General features: G+C 37.3%; 20 protein-coding genes. 17 read left to right on the top strand and 3 right to left on the bottom strand.

Annotated features, from left to right (window positions below; genetic code table 11):
- Positions 1–2: 2 nt before the first annotated feature.
- From G7Y45_RS08455 to G7Y45_RS08515, 13 genes are read left to right on the top strand one after another with little or no spacing between them, the layout of a single operon-like run.
- The gene (locus G7Y45_RS08455) at positions 3–476 is read left to right on the top strand and encodes a MaoC family dehydratase (RefSeq protein WP_005775841.1); all 474 of its coding nucleotides are present in this window, start codon (positions 3–5) and stop codon (positions 474–476) included.
- Positions 460–1344, top strand: a complete 885-nt coding sequence (locus tag G7Y45_RS08460; protein WP_005809929.1) for a CoA ester lyase — start codon at positions 460–462, stop codon at positions 1342–1344. The genes G7Y45_RS08455 and G7Y45_RS08460 overlap by 17 nt, the downstream gene beginning before the upstream one ends.
- Positions 1341–2258, top strand: a complete 918-nt coding sequence (locus G7Y45_RS08465) for an AAC(3) family N-acetyltransferase (protein WP_005775843.1) — start codon at positions 1341–1343, stop codon at positions 2256–2258. Before G7Y45_RS08460 ends, G7Y45_RS08465 begins: the two co-directional genes overlap by 4 nt.
- Positions 2259–2272: 14 nt before the next feature.
- The gene (locus tag G7Y45_RS08470; protein WP_005775844.1) at positions 2273–2821 is read left to right on the top strand and encodes an acyltransferase; all 549 of its coding nucleotides are present in this window, start codon (positions 2273–2275) and stop codon (positions 2819–2821) included.
- An 8-nt stretch (positions 2822–2829) separates the two neighbouring features.
- Positions 2830–4050, top strand: coding sequence for an O-antigen ligase (locus G7Y45_RS08475; protein WP_005809926.1), 1221 nt, complete (start codon positions 2830–2832; stop codon positions 4048–4050).
- A 1-nt stretch (position 4051) separates the two neighbouring features.
- Positions 4052–5002, top strand: a complete 951-nt coding sequence (locus G7Y45_RS08480) for a hypothetical protein (RefSeq protein ID WP_005775846.1) — start codon at positions 4052–4054, stop codon at positions 5000–5002.
- Between the two features lie 6 nt (positions 5003–5008).
- Complete coding sequence (locus G7Y45_RS08485) at positions 5009–6286, top strand: nucleotide sugar dehydrogenase (RefSeq protein ID WP_005809923.1); 1278 nt, start codon at positions 5009–5011, stop codon at positions 6284–6286.
- Complete coding sequence (locus tag G7Y45_RS08490; RefSeq protein ID WP_005809921.1) at positions 6273–7388, top strand: glycosyltransferase; 1116 nt, start codon at positions 6273–6275, stop codon at positions 7386–7388. The genes G7Y45_RS08485 and G7Y45_RS08490 overlap by 14 nt, the downstream gene beginning before the upstream one ends.
- 12 nt (positions 7389–7400) lie before the next feature.
- Positions 7401–8180, top strand: coding sequence for a polysaccharide deacetylase family protein (locus tag G7Y45_RS08495; RefSeq protein WP_022012991.1), 780 nt, complete (start codon positions 7401–7403; stop codon positions 8178–8180).
- A 54-nt stretch (positions 8181–8234) separates the two neighbouring features.
- Positions 8235–9458 carry a glycosyltransferase family 4 protein gene (locus G7Y45_RS08500; RefSeq protein WP_022012990.1) on the top strand — a complete coding sequence of 408 codons (1224 nt, stop codon included), beginning with the start codon at positions 8235–8237 and terminating at the stop codon, positions 9456–9458.
- A 16-nt stretch (positions 9459–9474) separates the two neighbouring features.
- Positions 9475–10239, top strand: coding sequence for a glycosyltransferase family 2 protein (locus G7Y45_RS08505; RefSeq protein ID WP_022012989.1), 765 nt, complete (start codon positions 9475–9477; stop codon positions 10237–10239).
- A complete protein-coding gene (locus G7Y45_RS08510; RefSeq protein WP_122329958.1) occupies positions 10236–11255 on the top strand; it encodes an NAD-dependent epimerase/dehydratase family protein in 1020 nt (339 codons plus the stop codon). Before G7Y45_RS08505 ends, G7Y45_RS08510 begins: the two co-directional genes overlap by 4 nt.
- A gap of 3 nt (positions 11256–11258) precedes the next feature.
- Positions 11259–12215, top strand: coding sequence for a glycosyltransferase family 4 protein (locus G7Y45_RS08515; RefSeq protein ID WP_122329957.1), 957 nt, complete (start codon positions 11259–11261; stop codon positions 12213–12215).
- 126 nt (positions 12216–12341) lie between these two features.
- Here G7Y45_RS08515 and G7Y45_RS08520 read toward each other — a convergent pair whose 3' ends face one another.
- The 3 genes from G7Y45_RS08520 to G7Y45_RS08530 are packed head-to-tail and all read right to left on the bottom strand — an operon-like array spanning position 12342 to position 16608.
- Positions 12342–13856 carry a PepSY-associated TM helix domain-containing protein gene (locus G7Y45_RS08520; RefSeq protein WP_165015982.1) on the bottom strand — a complete coding sequence of 505 codons (1515 nt, stop codon included), beginning with the start codon at positions 13854–13856 and terminating at the stop codon, positions 12342–12344.
- 13 nt (positions 13857–13869) lie between these two features.
- Complete coding sequence (locus G7Y45_RS08525) at positions 13870–14523, bottom strand: HmuY family protein (RefSeq protein WP_122329955.1); 654 nt, start codon at positions 14521–14523, stop codon at positions 13870–13872.
- A gap of 21 nt (positions 14524–14544) precedes the next feature.
- The gene (locus tag G7Y45_RS08530; protein WP_165015985.1) at positions 14545–16608 is read right to left on the bottom strand and encodes a TonB-dependent siderophore receptor; all 2064 of its coding nucleotides are present in this window, start codon (positions 16606–16608) and stop codon (positions 14545–14547) included.
- A gap of 247 nt (positions 16609–16855) precedes the next feature.
- Here G7Y45_RS08530 and hpt point away from each other — a divergent pair, with 247 nt between their 5' ends.
- The 4 genes from hpt (at position 16856) to pgeF (ending at position 20073) form a co-directional block, all read left to right on the top strand.
- Positions 16856–17392 (top strand): hypoxanthine phosphoribosyltransferase, encoded by a 537-nt coding sequence (hpt, locus tag G7Y45_RS08535; protein WP_005809904.1) that lies wholly within the window; start codon positions 16856–16858, stop codon positions 17390–17392.
- Between the two features lie 59 nt (positions 17393–17451).
- Positions 17452–18021 carry an adenylate kinase gene (locus tag G7Y45_RS08540; RefSeq protein WP_005809902.1) on the top strand — a complete coding sequence of 190 codons (570 nt, stop codon included), beginning with the start codon at positions 17452–17454 and terminating at the stop codon, positions 18019–18021.
- A gap of 85 nt (positions 18022–18106) precedes the next feature.
- Complete coding sequence (gene obgE / locus G7Y45_RS08545) at positions 18107–19264, top strand: GTPase ObgE (RefSeq protein ID WP_165015988.1); 1158 nt, start codon at positions 18107–18109, stop codon at positions 19262–19264.
- A complete protein-coding gene (pgeF, locus tag G7Y45_RS08550) occupies positions 19261–20073 on the top strand; it encodes a peptidoglycan editing factor PgeF (protein WP_165015990.1) in 813 nt (270 codons plus the stop codon). Before obgE ends, pgeF begins: the two co-directional genes overlap by 4 nt.
- The last annotated feature ends 12 nt before the right edge of the window (positions 20074–20085 follow it).

Below are 20085 nucleotides of genomic sequence, written 5' to 3' on the forward strand. Positions count from 1 at the left end.
ATATGGAATCTCATGATATCGGTTTCTATTGGGATGACTTTGAGGTTGGGGGTACATTTGTTCATAGCCTTTCTAAGACAATTTTTGAAAGTGATAATAATCTTTTTTGTCTTTTGACAATGAACTATCACCCAGTACATACAAATGTTGATTATGCAGCTAAGAATCAACATGGTAAAGTATTAGTTGTTGGAACATTAGTTTTCTCTTTGGTTGTTGGAATGACTGTTCCTGATATTAGTGGCAAAGCGATTGCTAATTTATGCTATGAAGATATCCAACACTTGGGTCCTGTATTTATCGGAGATACCATATATTCTAAAACAATAATTCTTGAAAAGTATCCTTCTCATTCTAAAAAGGATAGAGGAATTGTTTATGTGAAAACGATTGGGTATAATCAGAATGGAGAGGAAATTATAAGTTTTAAACGTAAAGTTTTAGTAAAGCGAAGAGAATATGAGCCATCTATTTAGAAGTTTGATGTTTGTGCCTGCTCATAATGAGCGTTTATTGAATAGTGCATCTAGATCGGATGCTGATGTATTAATTTTAGATATAGAAGATTCTGTTCAGCCAGTGTCGAATAAGATAATAGCACGAAATAATATTGTTAAATATATTGGTGATCATATTTTTTTAAATCGTCCTATTTATCCTAGAATTAATGATAGAGAAAGTGGTGAATTATTAAAAGATATCTATGCGTTAACAATTCCGGGTGTTTCGGGTTTTATGTATCCTAAATCGACTAAAGGAGAAGATATATATTTTATTGGTAAGCTGCTGGAAACTGTAGAGTATGAAAAAGGTTTTCCTATTGGGACTTTTAAAATAATTCCTTTGATAGAAACAGCAGGGGCTATTGTAAATCTGAAAGATATTTGTACGGCATGTTCTAGAGTAGTGGCTGTTGCTTTTGGTTGTGAAGATTATGTAACGGACTTACGTGGAGAGCATGATGAAAAAGGAGAAAGTATATTTATGGCTAGATCTTTAATCTCAGCTTGTGCAAGAGCTTGTAACATTTATCCTATTGATACTGTTCACATCAAAGTACATGATTTAGAGGATCTAGAGAAAAATTTGATTTTGTCTAAAAAATTGGGATTTGAAGGTATGCTTGTATTAAATCCTAAAGAATTACCATTAGTACACAGATATTTTTCTCCTACTCAAGAAGAAGTTGAGTGGGCAAAAGAAATGTTAGCGTTAGCGTCTGACTCTGTTAGTGAGGGCAAAGGAGTTGCAGTCAAAGGAGATAAATTCATAGGACCTCCAATGGTGAAAATGGCTAATAATATACTGATGAAGCAACAATTAATAAAGGAAAAAGTACAATGATAACTTTTGATAGTTTGCGTAATGATTTAAAGATGTTAGGGGTTTCCAGTGGTGATTTACTTTTTTTACGAATATCTTACAAAGCTATTGGAAGGGTGGAAGGAGGACCGAAGACTTTTGTTGATGCTTTACTAGACGTAGTTGGGAAGGAAGGAACAATTGTTGTTACAGCTTTTCCTTCTAGATATAGTTCTTTTATGAGATTTTTTTATAAATATAATTTGTCTAATAAACTAATTTCTAAAACGGGAGCTATTTCTAATATTGTATTATCAAACCCGAATGTTTCTGTTTCTGCCCATCCTACTTTACCATTTGCGGTAATAGGTGCGAAAGCACAGGAATTGATAGAGCATAAAGATAATGATAGCTTTAGTAATTATGATATTTTAAAGAAAATGCTATCTATGAATGGAAAGTGTCTACGCATTGGAGGTGAACCTTTCGATGGGACAACACATATAGCTTTAACGGATTTTCTAAAAAAAATGGGATATTATCAAGTTAGAGAGTCTAGTGGACGATACTATTATAATAGTAAAAATAAAAAGATTTGGTATGATAAGCTACCTTCATTATTCTGTCCCCAAGGATTTTTCAATTTTTATCAGAAGAAATTGAAAGATTCGATTATTGTTTCATCTGGATATGTTGGTGAGGGAGAGGCGGTTATAACAGATATGTCTACTTCTTATAAAATTGAAAAAGAGCAATTGTTTAAGAATTCATATGCTTTATTTTGTGATGATCCAGATTGCATATGGTGTAGAGTATCTTATAGTTATTCCGATTTATCTTATTTTAATTATATAAATATTCAGCTAAAGCAATTATTTAAGAAAAGATCAAAAAAAGCACTGAAAAATATATACAAAGTGTTATTACTTATTTTTTTTGGGAAAAAGTGTCAATAAAACTGTTCTTTACTATGAAAATAAATGGGCAAGTATTTACAATAAAGCAACTGTTTTTTCTAATATTATATTATAGTATTTTATTCTACATGCCTTGTAGTACAAATCTTGTATTTGGAAAACTGATGAAACATTGGCGATATTTATGTTGCCGAAATATATTCTTGAAATGTGGTCGTAATGTTAATATTGAACGTAAGGCAATTTTTGGTTCTGGGAGGAATCTTGTCATCGGCGATAATTCTGGTATTGGAATAAATTGTTGTGTACCAGGAAATATAGTTATAGGTAAGAATGTAATGATGGGACCTAATGTTTATATTTTAGGACAAAATCATGAATTTAGTAGAATAGATATTCCAATGATTATGCAAGGTCATGCTAAAGTAAAACAAACGATAATTGAAGACGATGTATGGATTGGACGTGATGTGCTTATGACTCCCGGTAGAACCATACAAAAAGGAACAATTATTGCAGGGGGAACTGTCCTTTGTAAAGATTTTCCAGAATATTCAGTCGTTGGTGGGAATCCATCAAAGTTAATAAAGATAAGAAAATAGAATACAATATGATGACTATTTGTATTTCTAATCATAATCGATTAAATAATAGATATGACTATATGGTCATGTTAGTTATATTTACACTTATAGCTGGCAATTTAGGAGGGGCATTGCAGCCTATTAGATTAATCGGACTATTTTCGCTTCCATTTGTTCTGACTTTTATTTATAATAATAAATTAAGATTTCGGAATATTCTATGTTTTTTTATTCTATGTTTTTTTTATTCACTGGTAAGTCTATTTTGGACAAGTGATATCAATGAAGCTTTTAAGGAGTTTTTTTATTATTCGACACATATTTCGCTCTTTTTTTTACTTGTCTATCTTTCTTTTAATGCTAATCAACCCTATCGCTCAATAATTAAGGGCTGGCTCATTGCTTTTTTATTTTCAGCAATTATTGCTGTTTGTGAAATTTTATTTGACATACATCTTCCGATGAATATTTATGAATCAGATTTATTATTAAATTCTGGGGGTACTGTGATGCAAAAACAATATGCATCGGTTACATTTGGCAATTATAATGGTTATGTTACTTTTTTGTGTTGTGTCTTGCCCTTCTTATTTGCATATATCTTGAGTGCTGTGAAGGTTAGGTGTTTATTATATGGCTGGCTATCTTTTATGTTAATGGCTTACATACTCTTAATCAATGCTTCAAGAGGTGGACTATTATCTTTATTGATCTGTTTTTTGATCTTTTTGTTTTTTTTTAAACGAACAAACATAAAATACAAGAAGATAATTTTCTTTATTTTGATTAGTTTTATATGTTGCACCATATACGTATATTCTGATATATTGCTTCTTCAAATCGTTTCAAGATTTGTTGAGTCAGAAGCTATTGTAAGCGATAGTTCTAGAACAGAACTTATTGAGTTTGCTTTTTCTCTATTTCTCAATTCGTACTTTTGTGGAACAGGGATAGGCAGTATTCAAGCTTCTTTAGAGACTCTTACCTCTGGTATAACTTTACCACATAATCTATTTATAGAAATTTTAGTACAATATGGATTGGTGATTTTCTTTTGTTTTTTATCATTATTATATTTTATATTTTTAAATATTCGAAAAGCTAAGGATTTGGTTATTCGTTATGTACTATGTGCAGCTTTATGTAGTTTGCCTGCTATGGCTGTAATAAATAGTTCTTATCTCTTATTTCCTGTAATATGGATCTATTTTTCCTCTTTGTTTGTATTTGTTACACTTGATAAATAATATGCTTGATTTTTATAACTATTGGTATGCTTCAATGCAGCATGAAGAGCACTCCTTTTTAAAGAAGATGCGAATTTATTCTGTTTTAAGATTTTTTATTCGAGTTTTAGCCAATATAACCATTCCGATTTATTACGTTCTTACTGTAAATAATAAGAAATATTCTTTATCGAGTGGGGAGCTTAAAAGTGAACGTATAATAGTGACTTTAACTTCGTTTCCTGCACGAATAAATCGACTTTGGTTAGTCATTGAGTCGTTGTTGAGACAGAGTCATAAACCTGATATGATTATTTTATGGTTATCGAAAGATCAATTTTCTAATCTTGATTTATTACCTAAGAGTCTGCTTAAATTGCGTAAGAGGGGGTTGCAAATCTTTTTAAGAGAGGGTGATTTACGTTCTTACAAAAAATTTTTTTATACGTTATCAGAATATCCTAATGATGTTATGATTACGGTGGATGATGATATTTTTTATCCGACTTCTGCTATAGAAGAGCTTTTAAAGGAAAGTTTAAGATATTCATGTCCTGTGGTTGTTTCTCGTTATTTTTCTGCTATTACGCAAGATAATCTAGGTAATTGTCTCCCTTATATTAAGTGGAAACAATTAACGAACAAATCAAGAGATAAAATATTTTTTGGTTCAGGTGGTGGAACTTTGTTTCCTCCAGGAGTATTGTACAAAGATGTTTGTAATATTGGTCTTTTTCAAAGGTTAGCACCTTTTGCTGATGACATATGGTTGAATGTGATGTGTCGATTACAAGGCACTAAAATAGTACCAGCTAAAGAACGAAGTGCAAGTCTATTACCAGTTATAAATTTAATAAATGTAGCATTGGCTGATAAAAATATAGGTAATAACTTGAATGATAAACAGATTAAGTCTGTTAGAGAATATTATCTAAAAAAAGGAATAGATCCTTTTGCTATAAATAATAAATAATAGAATATGGAGAAGATTAAGATTGCCGTAATAGGTCTTGGTTATGTTGGGCTTCCCTTGGCCCGATTGTTTTCGACAAAATATGAATGTATTGGTTTTGATCTGAACCAGTCTCGTGTTGATGCTTTAAATTCCGGTCATGATATGACTTTAGAGGTTTCTGACGACTTACTTCGGAAAGCGATAGAAAATGGTTTCAAATGTACCAGTAATATTGACGAAATAAGTAATTGTAACTTTTATGTTGTAGCTGTACCAACCCCTGTGGATTTGAATAATCGCCCCGATCTTACACCTTTGATTGGTGCGAGTACTACAGTCGGAAAAGTTATTTCAAAAGGGGATATTGTTGTGTATGAATCTACTGTATATCCGGGAGTAACAGAGGAAGAATGTCTTCCGGTAGTCGAAAAGGTGTCTGGGTTAACATACAATGTAGATTTTTATGCAGGTTATTCGCCAGAACGTATAAACCCGGGTGATAAAGAGCATACTGTTGAAAAGATTAAGAAAGTAACTTCCGGTTCGACTCCTGAGATTGCTGACATTGTTGATTCTGTTTATAATTCGGTGTTGGTTAACGGTACTCATAAAGCCCCTTCTATCAAAGTGGCTGAAGCTTCCAAAATAATAGAGAACTCCCAGCGCGATGTGAATATTGCCTTCATGAATGAACTCTCAAAGATCTTCAATGCAATGGGCATTGATACCAATGATGTTATTGAGGCTGCATCTTCCAAATGGAATTTTATCAAGTTGAAACCTGGTTTGGTCGGTGGTCACTGTATTAGTGTTGATCCTTATTATCTTATTCAGAAGGCCCAGGTTTATGGGGTACTCCCACGAATCATGTCTGCAGCAAGGCGTTTGAATGATGGTATGGGAGACTATGTCGCTAATCAGGTGATTAGATTAATGAATAAAAAAGGTATTCTTGTCAAAGATTCAAAGATTCTGCTTCTGGGTTTTACTTTTAAAGAAGATTGCCCTGACATTCGAAATACCAAGGTGATAGACATTTATTCTACCTTACATGAGTATACTTCTGACATTACCGTTTATGATGCTTGGGCTAATTCGGCTAAAGTGGCACATGAATATGGTATATTGATCCTGACTGCTGGTATTGATAATTTGGTTGGACAATTTGATGCGGTGGTGTTGTGTGTTGGACATAAAGAGTTCCGGCATATGAATATTCGCGGCTTTCTCCGTTCTGATATGGGTGTTGTTTATGATGTTAAAGCTGTATTGAGTAAAGATATAATAGATGGCAGATTATAATTCTTCTATTTGTTGTATTTTTAATATAGGGACTCACTATCGCAATCCTATATATTCAAAAATGTCTTCGGAGCTTCCCTGTGATTTTTATTTTGGCGATCGTTTATTGACGCCAATAAAGAAAATGGATTATACCCAATTGAACCATTTTCGCTCAGAATTGCATAACAAATATTTATTTTCTCAGTTTTATTGGCAATCTAAATCTGTCCGGTTAGTCTTTAAACCCTATACTTATTATGTATTGGATGGAGAACCTTATTGTTTGTCTTCATGGGTTATCCTTTTCTGGGCAAAACTTTTAAATAAGAAAACAGTAGCTTGGACTCATGGTTGGTATGGCAGAGAAAGTATTGTAAAGAAGGTTATAAAAAAGTTGTTTTATTCTTTGTTTTCTGAGTTGATGGTTTATGGCGAATATGCTATTTCCCTGATGTCAAAAGAAGGCTTTGATAAATCAAAGATGGTTTGTATTGCAAACTCTTTGGATTATGATAATCAGTTGAAAATCAGATGCAATTTGTCGCCTTCTTCTATTTATTCTACTCATTTTTCCAACTCCTATCCTGTATTATTCTATATTGGGCGTGTGCAAAAATCGAAGAAATTGGAATATATAATCCAAGCTATGGATATCTTGAAACAGAAAGGGTTTCCGGTAAATCTTGTTGTTGTCGGTAAAGATGTGGATGGGGTTCATCTTGATTGTGAAATAGCTAAATATAATCTTGGCTCTCATGTCTGGTTATATGGACCTTGTTATGACGAGATGCGCATAGGAGAGATGTTCTATAATGCGGATGTTTGTGTGTCTCCTGGGAATGTTGGCTTGACTGCTATCCATTCTCTGACTTATGGTTGTCCTGTCATAACACATAATAATTTTCCTTTCCAAGGTCCTGAATTTGAATCTATAATTCAGGGAAAAACGGGGGATTTTTTCCAGGAAAATGATGTAAACAGTTTAGCTGATACCATTCAGAAATGGTTAAGTCGGAGTTTATATAGTAGAGATGATATCCGGCAGTTTGCCTATCAGACAATTGATACTAAATGGAATTTATATTACCAAATGGATGTCCTCAAAAAAGTTTTTTCTTAAAACAAATTAAGGATGAACAATTTTCGAAGTTTAGTTAGAAATGGTATTTTGGATATTTTAGGAACGTTTTCGCGTCCTCAGAATGGAATTCATATATTGAATGGACATATGATATGTCGCGGAGCGGTCAGCGATCAAGCTAAAGATTATTTTTCTTACCAGTTAAAGCAACTTTCTCGTTATGTGCATTTTATACGAGTGGAGGAAGCCACTTCTCTAATCCTCAATCATAAAAGTGTCGATGAACCTTTGGTTGCCTTTACATTTGATGATGGTTTTATGGAATGTCATTCAATGATAGCACCTGTTTTGGAACAGTTTGGGGTGAATGCGGCTTTTTTTATCAATCCTAATTTCGTAGATGGGGATGATGTGTATATTCAGAATTTTACAAATAATATAGTTCTTACTCCCGGTAAGATTCCAATGCGCTGGGCAGAGATAAGAGATTTACAGTCGAGGGGACATGTTATTGGTGCACATACAATGGATCATTATATGATTAATGATAATGATTTGGCAGAATTGGATAAACAAATAGGCTGTTGTAAATCAGTTATTGAACATAAACTTTCTACTCCTTGTGAATATTTTGCTTTTCCATACGGCCGTTTGGAACATGCTAATCAATCTTCGATTGATATTGCATGTAAGTATTACAAATATGTGTTTTCTCAATCGGACTATAAACATTACTTTTCTTTTGGCGGTCGCGTAATTAACAGACGGCATTTTGAGCCTTTTTGGCCCGTGAAACATGTTTCTTATTTTTTGAGTTGCCATAAAAAATAGGGGACTTTAATTAGTCTTTTCGATCTTGTTCTCTTCTATTTGATCACTACGATAGTGAAAACTCTCTTTCAAATAAATGTTGTTGCTAACTCTGGTTCCACCGGCCATATTGCAGAGGAGTTAGGGCGTTTGGTTATTGCTTCTGGCTGGAAAAGTTATATTGCTTACGGTCGTTGGGCCTGTCCCAGCCAATCTATGTTGATTAGGGTTGGAACTAGATTTGATCTCTTTGTCCATGGCTTGAAATCCATGTTGTTTGACAGGCATGGTTTTGGTTCACGGAGAGCTACCTTGCACTTAATTTCAAAAATAGAGAAAATAAAACCGGACATAATCCATTTGCATAATCTTCATGGCTATTATTTAAACTGTGAGGTTTTATTTGACTATCTATCTACAGCTAAAATACCTGTTGTTTGGACTTTGCATGATTGTTGGAGTTTCACGGGACATTGTGTCCATTTTCAGAATATCGGGTGTGAGAAGTGGAAGACAGGTTGTTTTGCATGTCCCAATATACGAGATTATCCCAAAGCTTTAGGTTGTGATAACTCTCGTATGAACTATATAGAAAAGAAGAGATTGTTTACTTCGGTTGAACGTATGATGATTGTACCTGTTTGCAATTGGCTAAGTGATATGTTGAGTAAGTCATATCTTTCTCAAATAAAACGGCAGACTATTGTTAACGGGATTGATTTGAAAGTGTTTACTCCAAAAGGTAATCGTGATGTGATAAAAAGTAATTTAGGTGTAGGGACACGATACATGATTTTAGCTGTTGCTACGGTTTGGGGGACTACGAAGGGATTTGATGATCTTATATACCTAAACTCTTTATTACCAGATAAGAGTGTCATTGTTGTGGTGGGGCTAACCACAAAACAAATAAAAAAATTGCCTGGTAATATGATTGGTATAGAGAGAACGGAGAATATTAATCAGTTGGTTGAAATATATTCTGCTGCAGATATTTTTATAAACCCGACATATCAAGATACATTACCTACAGTCAATATTGAAGCGCTTGCTTGTGGTACTCCTGTTATAACTTATGATACCGGAGGCAGTGCTGACATTGTAGATTCTGATACGGGAATGGTTTTAAAACGTGGGGATATTCATACGTTATTAGAAAAGATTTTAGAAATAAGAGAAAGAGGTAAAGAGTCTTATATAACAAAATGTCGCCAAAGAGCATTACAATTTTTTGATAAGTCAAAGCAGTTGAGTTACTACTTGTCTCTTTATGATCAATTACTAAATAAAGAAAGATAGTTCTTCTTTCATAGTTATGAAAATATCCCTTGTTACTGTCACTTTTAATAGTGCTAAAACGCTTCGTGATACGATTCATTCTGTTCTTTCGCAGTCTTATACTAATATAGAATATATAATAGTGGATGGTTTGTCTAATGATGAAACCGTTGCACTTATTAAAGAATATGAACCTCTATTTCAAGGTCGTTTGAAATGGATAAGTGAGAAAGATAAGGGACTCTATGATGCTATGAATAAAGGGATTCGAATGTCTACCGGGGATATTGTCGGGATTATTAATTCGGATGATTTTTATCATAGAGAAGATGTTTTAGAGAAAGTTGCTCAATCGTTTGAAGTTGGTGAAACAGAGGCGATTTATGGAGATGTACGTTTTGTAAACCCTGATAATTTGGATAGGACAGTTCGCTATTATTCTTCTAAAAGGTTTGTCCCATCCTTGTTTCGATTCGGATTTATGCCTGCCCATCCAACATTTTTTACATATAGAAAATATTTTGACCTGTTTGGCTATTATAAAACAAATTATAAAATAGCTGCTGATTATGAATTGCTTGTTCGTTTTTTATATGTACATCGGTTAAAAAGTAAATATTTGCCTTTGGATTTTATGAAAATGAGAACAGGAGGTGTGAGTACAGCTTCTATTAAGAGTAATATCTTATTGAATAAAGAGATAGTAAGGGCATGTAAGGAGAATGGAATATGGACTTGTTATCCCTTGCTTTTATTAAAATATTTAGTAAAAGTGTTTGAACTGATTTTTATAAAAAAATGAATATACTTATTTCTGGAATTCATGGTTTTATAGGCTCTAATTTTATTGGGGCTTTGAAAGATAAACATACTTTGTATGGGCTTGATATTGTTTTTCCTGCTAAAGATGGAGTCGTTAATACTTTTTCTTGGAGAGATATTGAACCCACATCTTTCCCTTTTCAAGCCCTTCCTCAGTTTGATGCCATTATTCATCTTGCCGGAAAGGCTCATGATACGAAAAACCAATCGGCTGCTCAGTCTTATTTTGATATCAATACCGGTTTGACTCAAAAGATATTCGATTTCTTTCTGGAATCATCTGCCAAGAAATTCATTTTCTTTAGTTCGGTGAAAGCTGCTGCCGATAGCGTAGTGGGAGACGTACTTACTGAAGACGTGATTCCGACCCCGGTTGGTCCTTATGGGGAGAGCAAGATAAAGGCGGAAGAGTATATAAAAGAGCATTTTATGTTTCCAACTGCTTCTATTGACGAGGATCAGTCTTTGCGGTTGGGGAAAGATAAGGGGAGGACGGCTATGAATAAACAGGTATATATCCTTCGTCCCTGTATGATTCATGGTCCTGGAAACAAGGGAAATTTAAATTTATTATATAACGTAGTGAAGAAGGGAATCCCTTGGCCTCTTGGCGATTTTGATAATCGCCGTTCGTTTACTTCAATCGATAACCTTTGTTATGTGATTGAGGGGCTTTTGAATCAGGATGTACCTACGGGCATCTACCATATGGGAGATGATGAAGCTCTGTCAACGAATGAACTGATTGGCATCATGTGTGAAGCAATGGGAAAAAAGCCGCATATCTGGAAGATGAACAAAGGGCTTATGGAAGGATGTGCCGGCTTGGGTACTCTGCTGCATTTACCTTTGAATACGGAAAGACTTCGTAAACTGACGGAGAATTATGTAGTAAGTAACGCTAAGATCAAAGCCGCTCTCGGGATTGATAAAATGCTTGTGACAGCTAAAGAGGGGTTGATGAAGACCATTCGTTCATTTGAAGAAACTAAATAACTTATGTACTATCTAATCATCTTAGTTCTGCTATTCCTGGCAGAACTTTTTTATTTCCGTATTGCGGATAAGTGTAACATTATCGATAAGCCTAACGAACGTAGTTCACATACCCGGATTACACTGCGTGGTGGAGGAATCATCTTTTATTTTGGGGTGTTGGTCTATTTTCTCACAAACCACTTTGAATATCCATGGTTTATGCTGGCTTTGAGTCTGATAACTTTTATCAGTTTTATAGATGACATTCGTTCTACTTCGCAAGGATTGCGTTTAGTCTTTCATTTTACGGCAATGGCTTTGATGTTTTATCAATGGGGATTGTTTAGCTTGCCTTGGTGGACAATCCTTGTTGCCCTGATCATTTGTACTGGGATTATTAATGCTTACAACTTTATGGATGGCATTAATGGCATAACAGGCGGATACTCATTGATCATTCTGATAGCATTGGCCTATATAAATAGGGTATATGTTCCATTTGTTGAAACGGACTTTATTTATACTATGCTTTGCGCAGTATTGGTCTTTAATTTTTTTAATTTTCGCAAGAAAGCGAGATGCTTCGCCGGTGATGTTGGGTCGGTCGGTATAGCTTTTGTGATCCTTTTTCTGATCGGAAGTTTAATTATCAAAACAGAGAATTTTAGTTGGCTCGTATTACTTGTTGTATATGGAGTAGATAGTGTGTTGACTATCATTCATCGATTGATGCTTCACGAAAATATTGGTCTGCCGCACCGGAAACACTTATATCAGATTATGGCTAATGAATTGAGAATACCGCACGTAGCAGTATCGTTGGTGTATATGATTGCGCAATTTGTAATTATCATCGGGTATTTATATTGCCGGGATTATGGTTATTGGTATTTATGGGGTTGTATCATCTTGCTGAGTGGAATATATATTGTTTTTATGAGCAAATATTTTCATTTGCATCTTTTACCTAAAAGATAATTATTATGTTTATGATAATTGGGGGTATGGTCGTTATTAATCCTTTCATAGTTGGAGGATATGTCTGATAATCCCTTCTATAACTTACTTTTCCGGTTTCTATAAACTGTTTTAATAAGGATGCAATTAATGCATCCTTATTTTTTTGCTTCGTTTATGGTGTCTTTTATACACGATGTATCCCGAAATGAGAATCAACGTTAGCAGAAGTCCGGAGATAAAAACGAATAGATCCGAGAAAACACCTAAGAAAGGTGAATAGCAGCGACCGACATGGAGTTCTAAGCAGAAATTCCATAATGACATGGGTTGCTGTTGCATAAAAACAGGCATTGCCGGCAATGCTAAATTATTCTCTTTATTGCGTGCTCCGTTGTCGTATTCGAAGATTACCTCCCGCGTGATTAAATCGTCGGTGAATCCGTTAACGAGACTGCCGCCGAGTGGTCTCCCGTAAGTTGCTGCCGGGGGGTGCCCTGTATAATAATCGAGAACACTTCCTGTAGATGGGTTCCAGATAAACAGTCCGCTGAAAGAGCCGATTAACCATTCGTCCGGGTTTTTCGGATAAAACACATTAACTCCCATAGGACTTACTGGTGGGGTTCGTTTTAATTTAACCGGTGGCAGTGTAAAGTCTTTTATAAGATAGAAACCGGTTGACGAAGACAATAACCAGACATTTTTTGATGCGTCCCATCGGATACTGCGGAGTTTGTCATGCCACGGATTGTCTGAATCAAGAGTTGTTCCGGGGATGGGGTTCGTGTTCACCAGAACAAAAGGTATCATTAAGGGCGGTCGGAGACACATACCCGTAACAGATAACAATATGGTCAGTACGATCAGCCATGTACCCAATTTATTGTGCCAGTTCAGTGAAGTTTTCAAGGCCTTTGCCTGTGTTTTGACAGGGAGCCTTTTTCTGTGTCTTCGGCGAATGAATGAGGGAAGAAAAGTATATATGATTCCCGTTATACTGAGAATGATTAATACTACTCCCAGAAAATCAACTACCAGTTTGCCGGGTGTACCGAACAACTCTCCGCTATGGAGGAGCCAGATGGTACGGAATAAGGAGGTTTTCGGTGAATAACTCGCGGGGGCTTTTAATTCTATTTTTTTGAATTGATGGTAAGGAGATACACTGGTATACAGATTAGAACGTGTGAGCACGACCAGAGTATCTCCGCGTTGGGTTATATCAGAGATTCGTTCTTCATTTCCGGATATCGGATACTCCTGCCATTTGTTTTTGTCCAGGAGATAGACAGAGTATAATCCGGCACACCAAATATCGTTATTGGCAAGGCGGATGATATTACTTATTTTGCGATTGTCGATTCCCCGAACCAGACCTTGGTTGAAATCGGTAAAGGTGATGAAACAGGAGTCTGTTTGCCAGACTCCTGCATTACCATATGCCAGAATTTTCCCATCAGGAAGGCGTAATGTTCCTTTTATAATTCCATTATTCCAGTTTCTGTAGTGATAGCTTTCCGGCATCCAGTTTCTGTTGACTTCAACTTTTGAGAAAATTGTACGGTGATTGAGTACAATGCCTGAGAAACAGAACATCAGGATAAAGAAGCTAAAGAACAAACCTACCCATTTATGGTATTTCTTCCAGAAATTTTTCATTAGAGATTGTTACTTAGTTTAAATTGGTACTGCCATTCGGCTGAATGGCGTATTCAAAGGAATAAATGCCACTATTGCCTTCGTCATCATAAAAACTTTTGGCTTTTAGTTTTGCATATTTCCCACTGACTGTGCGGACGATAAATACATAATCACTTGGCGTGTAAGTGGGAGGGGGGCCGGCAAAAGTGATTGCTTTACAAAGTACTTCGTTGGCAGTAGACTCCATGGTAGGAGGAGGAAATCCGGTGCCGGGAGCGGTAATGGTATAGGATGCATCGACAGTGAATGTTCCTTGAGGAACTGTCGTACAGGCTGCCATATCTTTGATATTCGTGAGTAAAGCACCACCTTTTCCCTTACCGGATGCGCCGCTGTTGGTACGCACATTGTAACGGTTGAATGCGATATCCCAATCTGTATTTTCGGCATGGGTTTCTTCACTGACGTTTACTTCTTTTCCTTTTTCAAGTGAATAATAAATCCAGTCGTTCCCATATGCTGTTTTCCGGCTCAGGCTTACCTGTTTTACCGGTAAAGCACCTCCCCCCTGTGAGGGATCGTCGGGCAGAGAACCGTTATTGTCACCTGAGCAGGAGGTGCTGATAAATGCTGATAGTACGCCAAATAATAGAATGGCGAATCTGAATTTGCTTTTGTTGTTCATACTTGTTTTAGTTTAATTTATTTATAGTGTATAATTACATGCGATAAAATAATTTCTTCCCGGTGAGGTAGAGGTATTGAAGGTTACCCGGTCTGAGGTATAATCGAACAGGTTGGTTATTCCTGCCGTGATTCTCAGGTTCTGCATGATGTATTGTGACACCGTCAGATCCCAAAGACAATAGGGGTTCACCTTAGCCTGATAGTAGGCTTCTACTTTCTTTCCCTCTATTTCGAGTTCGTCCAATACGTCGAATCTCTTTTTTCCCATGATATTGCCGGACAGATTGACAACTGTGGCATAACGGGGGATACGTGTATTGTATTCGGCACGGATGTTGCCGGAATGTGGACTGGAAGAACTTAACCGGACTCCGTCAGCGTCTTTGCTTGTGTAGAGGTAATTGTAAGCTCCGTGTACATTGATGTGTCTGTTTATCTGTACCTTGCACATGGTTTCAACTCCTGCCAGATGACTTTTCCCCACATTGGTATAATGGAGTTCGGTTTGGTCATTACTCCACATTCCTTCTATTTTGTTTCGGAACCAGTTACTGTAGATGTTGGTATTGATATTGATCCAACTATTCACGTACTCTCCTGAAAGTGATATATAATTGTTGGTTTCAGGTTTCAGTTTACTATTGCCATATATCCAGAACATCCCCAGGTGATCCCAGTTCATATAGAGCTCTTTAATGCTGGGTGAACGGTATCCGCGTGCATAATTGAAGCGGACTGTGAATGGGAATACTTTATACATGACAGAAGCTTTGGGAGTGACGTTGGCACCATATTTTTCATGATAGTCACATCGCAGTCCCGCCACAACGGAGAATTGCTTGTTGATACTCCAATCGTCCTGGAGGAAAGCGGTAGCATACCATTGGCTTTTGTTCTCTTTTACACCGGTTTCGAATTTATCACTGAACAATGACTCTCTGTAAAATTCCAAACCGCCTGTGATGGTCTGTTTGTCCAATGCAGTGGTAGTGTAAACGACGCGTGGCTGAATAATATTGTTTTTATATTCAAGGCGGCGCCCGCTTTTCAATTCGTATTTATCATAACGATTGTAATGGTCGGCATGAATAGAAGCAACCAGAGCCGATTTATCGGAAATCGTATAGTCTATTGTGCCCCCATAAGTATAGTCTTCTGATTTTTCGAAAATGTTATCTGCTTGAAAATCATACTTGTTTAGCATATAATAGCTTCCCTTTAACTGGACCTTCAGTCGTTTACTGAAACGATAATCCATTTTATGGGTTACTTGCACGTCTTCGTATCCCGATATGCTGGTGGGAGTTGTGTTGAGTTCTTCGGTAATTGTGGTGTTATAGGCCGGGAAGAATTTTACCAACGGCTTTTTGTCATATAATTGATATCCGTCGAAACTTTTATAAAGTATATCGGTGTTCATCGTGAATTTTCCTAAGTTTAATCCAAGGGATAAATTGGTGTTCAGATTGGGTTTATCTAAATGGGTCCGGTACTTGTATTGTGAATGGTCCTTGGGGGTATCTTTATAATTTTGCTGGTTTTTTCCCGCATAACGTATCCCTGCGGAGGCTTCAAACTTCTTTTTAGCTTTACGGGTAATGATATTGATGACTCCACCCATAGCTTGTGAGCCGTAAAGGGCAGAAGAGGCCCCTTTGACTATTTCGATATGGTCGATATTATAAAGATTGATTCGTGAATAGTCAATGTTGCCACCGTTTTCTCCTGCTATGCGTTCACCGTCTATCAGGAAAAGGATATGTTTGGAGCCCAAGCCCTGTATGTCGATACTGGTTCCATAACCGACTTCCTGAAAATTGAGTCCGGGTACCTCCTGGGTCAAGAGATCCTGGATGTTACCGGTTCCCCTTTCTTCTATTTGTTTTGCGGTGATTACCTGAGTGATAACCGGTGTATTTTTTATTTTTTTTTCAGTTCGGGTGGCTGTAACCACAATTTGTTCAAGGTTGAAAGGATCATCATTCATATAAGAAACTGTGTCCTTTTCTTGCCGTACATTCTGTGCTGCTAAAGGGAGTGCACCTATAAAAGTCAGTAGTAATGCAAATTTTGTTCTTATCATAATCTTTGTTTTTGGATCAGCAAAGATATAGGGTACTTAAAGAGTGTGAAATACCTAAAAATAGGTAAAAGACAGATGACGATTAATACTAATTCCATCGAAATAATTAGTTCAGCTTCCGGATGGCTTTTCTCACCTCGCATATCGGAGGGATTCTGCCGCTTCTCTTAAAGAATTTGCAGGAGATGGTGTAAGGAGTGGAATAAAAATCGTATTTTTGCAACCAACTTTTTTAAAATAACCGGTTATGAATACCATTCAGATAAAAGATAAACTATTCACTGTTTCTATCAAGGAACAAGAGATTCAAAAAGAAGTGATTCGCGTGGCGAATGAAATTAATCGTGACCTGGCAGGTAAGAACCCTTTGTTCCTCAGTGTGTTGAATGGTTCGTTCATGTTTACTGCCGATTTGCTGAAACATATAACGATTCCCTGCGAAATTTCATTTGTAAAGTTAGCCTCTTATCAGGGAGTATCGTCTACCGGTACTATTAAAGAAGTGATCGGTATCAATGAAGATATAGCGGGACGTACTGTTGTTATCGTAGAAGATATTGTAGATACGGGACTGACTATGCAGCGTTTGCTGGAAACACTGGGAACGCGCGGGCCACAGGAAATCCACATTGCTTCGTTGCTGGTAAAGCCGGATAAGCTTAAGGTGGATCTGAATATTGAATATGTCGCAATGAATATTCCCAATGATTTCATTGTAGGATACGGACTCGATTACGACGGTTTCGGGCGTAATTATCCGGATATTTATACAGTTATAGACTAACATAAAATAAATAATAGGTATACCAGTAATGGTAAAATGTAGAATTATAAATTAACAAGATGCTGAACATTGTAATTTTCGGTGCTCCCGGTTCAGGAAAGGGAACACAAAGCGAACGTATTGTAGAGAAATACGGAATTAACCACATTTCAACAGGAGATGTATTGCGTGCAGAAATTAAAAACGGCACAGAGCTGGGTAAAACAGCTAAAGGCTACATTGATCAGGGACAGTTGATTCCGGATGAATTGATGGTAGACATTCTGGCAAGCGTATTCGATAGCTTTAAGGATAGTAAAGGGGTTATTTTTGATGGTTTCCCAAGAACTATTCCGCAAGCTGAGGCGTTGAAAGTGATGTTGAAAGAACGTGGACAGGATATCTCTGTGATGCTGGATCTGGATGTTCCGGAAGAAGAGTTGATGACTCGTCTGATTAAGCGTGGTCAGGAATCAGGTCGGGCTGATGATAATGAAGAGACTATCAAAAAGCGTCTGGTTGTATATAATACACAGACCTCACCGTTGAAAGAGTATTATAAGGGCGAAGGCAAATACCAGCATATCAATGGTCTTGGCACCATGGAAGGTATCTTTGAAGATATTTGTAAAGCGGTAGATACATTATAATTATATATGTGCCGATGTGCTCATTAAGAAAATAGCATGGATTATGGGTATGTCGGCACATGATCACATTGAAAATTTATTGATTATGGCTGAATCGAATTTTGTTGATTACGTAAAGATATACTGCCGCTCGGGTAAGGGTGGAAGAGGCTCTACGCACATGAGGCGAGAAAAATATACTCCTAACGGTGGTCCCGATGGAGGAGATGGTGGTAGAGGAGGCCATGTTATCCTGCGTGGTAACCGGAACTACTGGACATTGCTTCACCTGAGGTATGACCGTCATGCTATGGCCGGTCATGGAGAATCGGGGAGCAAGAACCGCAGTTTTGGTAAAGACGGCGCAGATAAGATTATTGAAGTCCCCTGTGGTACGGTAGTTTACAATGCCGAAACGGGAGAATATGTATGTGATGTTACGGAACATGGACAGGAAGTCATTCTCCTGAAGGGTGGCCGAGGCGGATTGGGAAACTGGCATTTCAAGACAGCTACCCGTCAGGCTCCCCGTTTTGCCCAGCCGGGTGAACCGATGCAAGAAATGACAGTGATCCTTGAATTGAAGCTGTTGGCAGATGTAGGTCTGGTTGGTTTTCCGAATGCCGGAAAGTCTACGTTATTGTCGGCTATTTCTGCGGCAAAACCCAAAATAGCTGATTATCCGTTTACTACTTTGGAGCCTAACCTGGGTATTGTGTCTTACCGTGACGGACAGTCGTTCGTGATGGCAGATATTCCGGGAATTATCGAGGGAGCCAGTGAGGGTAAAGGGCTTGGATTACGATTCTTACGTCACATTGAACGCAACTCTTTATTACTGTTTATGATACCGGCAGATAGTGACGATATCCGTAAAGATTATGAAGTGCTGCTAAACGAGCTGAAAACGTTTAATCCGGAAATGCTGGATAAGCAACGGGTACTCGCAGTCACCAAAAGTGATATGCTCGATCAGGAGTTGATGGATGAAATAGAGCCGACATTGCCTGAGGGAATCCCTCATGTGTTCATTTCGTCCGTATCCGGTCTGGGTATCTCAGTATTGAAGGATATTCTGTGGACGGAACTGAATAAAGAGAGCAATAAAATAGAGGCTATTGTGCATCGTCCGAAGGATGTCAGCAGACTGCAACAGGAACTCAAAGACATGGGAGAGGATGAAGAACTCGACTATGAGTATGAGGACGATAGTGATGAAGATGATCTGGATTACGAATACGAAGAAGATTGGGAAGATAAATGATTTCACTCACCGACGATAAGAAAATGTTGGGGTATGGGCTGTTGGGCGTATACCCCAACATTTCTCATTTTGTGACGACCCGACATGGAGGTTATAGTGAGGGAGCGTATGCTTCTTTTAATTGTTCTCCTTACTCGGGGGATGAATTTGAAAAAGTAAAAAAGAATCAGCTTTTATTGTTTCAATCGTTACCGCAAGTACCGAAACATCTGATCCTCCCTTTCCAGACGCATGGAACAAAAGTGCTTCTGATTAATAAGGATTTTCTGGAGACTTCTATAGAATGTCAACAGGAAATGCTGAACGGGATAGATGCATTGATTACCAATGAACCGGGGTGTTGTATCGGTATTTCAACGGCAGATTGTATTCCGGTACTGCTATATGATAAAGTACATGGGGGTGTAGCAGCCGTACATGCCGGATGGCGGGGAACTGTGGGGTATATCGTGGGACACACGCTTGAGAAAATGCGGGCGGCATTTGGTACGGAGGGACGGGATGTGATTGCATGTATCGGCCCGGGTATTTCTATTCAATCATTCGAAGTAGGGGACGAAGTTTATGAAGCTTTTCGTTTGAATGGTTTTGATATGTCGCGTATCTCTTTCCGACATTCGGTTACCCATAAGTACCATATTGACTTATGGGAGGCAAACCGGCAGCAACTATTAGACTTTGGTGTGCCGGGAGTTCAGATTGAAGTAGCGGATATCTGTACTTACATCCATTATGAAGATTTCTTTTCAGCGAGAAGATTAGGCATAAAGTCCGGACGTATTCTATCGGGTATTATGATAAACTGCTGATGGACAAAATTT

Source organism: Bacteroides sp. ZJ-18 (assembly GCF_011038705.2).
Taxonomy (GTDB): domain Bacteria; phylum Bacteroidota; class Bacteroidia; order Bacteroidales; family Bacteroidaceae; genus Bacteroides; species Bacteroides hominis.

Coding starts and splice junctions, on each gene's coding strand:
- G7Y45_RS08455 (WP_005775841.1), top strand. CDS start 3: ATGGAATCTCATGATATCGGTTTCTATTGGGATGACTTTGAGGTTGGG.
- G7Y45_RS08460 (WP_005809929.1), top strand. CDS start 460: ATGAGCCATCTATTTAGAAGTTTGATGTTTGTGCCTGCTCATAATGAG.
- G7Y45_RS08465 (WP_005775843.1), top strand. CDS start 1,341: ATGATAACTTTTGATAGTTTGCGTAATGATTTAAAGATGTTAGGGGTT.
- G7Y45_RS08470 (WP_005775844.1), top strand. CDS start 2,273: ATGAAAATAAATGGGCAAGTATTTACAATAAAGCAACTGTTTTTTCTA.
- G7Y45_RS08475 (WP_005809926.1), top strand. CDS start 2,830: ATGATGACTATTTGTATTTCTAATCATAATCGATTAAATAATAGATAT.
- G7Y45_RS08480 (WP_005775846.1), top strand. CDS start 4,052: ATGCTTGATTTTTATAACTATTGGTATGCTTCAATGCAGCATGAAGAG.
- G7Y45_RS08485 (WP_005809923.1), top strand. CDS start 5,009: ATGGAGAAGATTAAGATTGCCGTAATAGGTCTTGGTTATGTTGGGCTT.
- G7Y45_RS08490 (WP_005809921.1), top strand. CDS start 6,273: ATGGCAGATTATAATTCTTCTATTTGTTGTATTTTTAATATAGGGACT.
- G7Y45_RS08495 (WP_022012991.1), top strand. CDS start 7,401: ATGAACAATTTTCGAAGTTTAGTTAGAAATGGTATTTTGGATATTTTA.
- G7Y45_RS08505 (WP_022012989.1), top strand. CDS start 9,475: ATGAAAATATCCCTTGTTACTGTCACTTTTAATAGTGCTAAAACGCTT.
- G7Y45_RS08510 (WP_122329958.1), top strand. CDS start 10,236: ATGAATATACTTATTTCTGGAATTCATGGTTTTATAGGCTCTAATTTT.
- G7Y45_RS08515 (WP_122329957.1), top strand. CDS start 11,259: ATGTACTATCTAATCATCTTAGTTCTGCTATTCCTGGCAGAACTTTTT.
- G7Y45_RS08520 (WP_165015982.1), bottom strand. CDS start 13,856: ATGAAAAATTTCTGGAAGAAATACCATAAATGGGTAGGTTTGTTCTTT.
- G7Y45_RS08525 (WP_122329955.1), bottom strand. CDS start 14,523: ATGAACAACAAAAGCAAATTCAGATTCGCCATTCTATTATTTGGCGTA.
- G7Y45_RS08530 (WP_165015985.1), bottom strand. CDS start 16,608: ATGATAAGAACAAAATTTGCATTACTACTGACTTTTATAGGTGCACTC.
- hpt (WP_005809904.1), top strand. CDS start 16,856: ATGAATACCATTCAGATAAAAGATAAACTATTCACTGTTTCTATCAAG.
- G7Y45_RS08540 (WP_005809902.1), top strand. CDS start 17,452: ATGCTGAACATTGTAATTTTCGGTGCTCCCGGTTCAGGAAAGGGAACA.
- obgE (WP_165015988.1), top strand. CDS start 18,107: ATGGCTGAATCGAATTTTGTTGATTACGTAAAGATATACTGCCGCTCG.
- pgeF (WP_165015990.1), top strand. CDS start 19,261: ATGATTTCACTCACCGACGATAAGAAAATGTTGGGGTATGGGCTGTTG.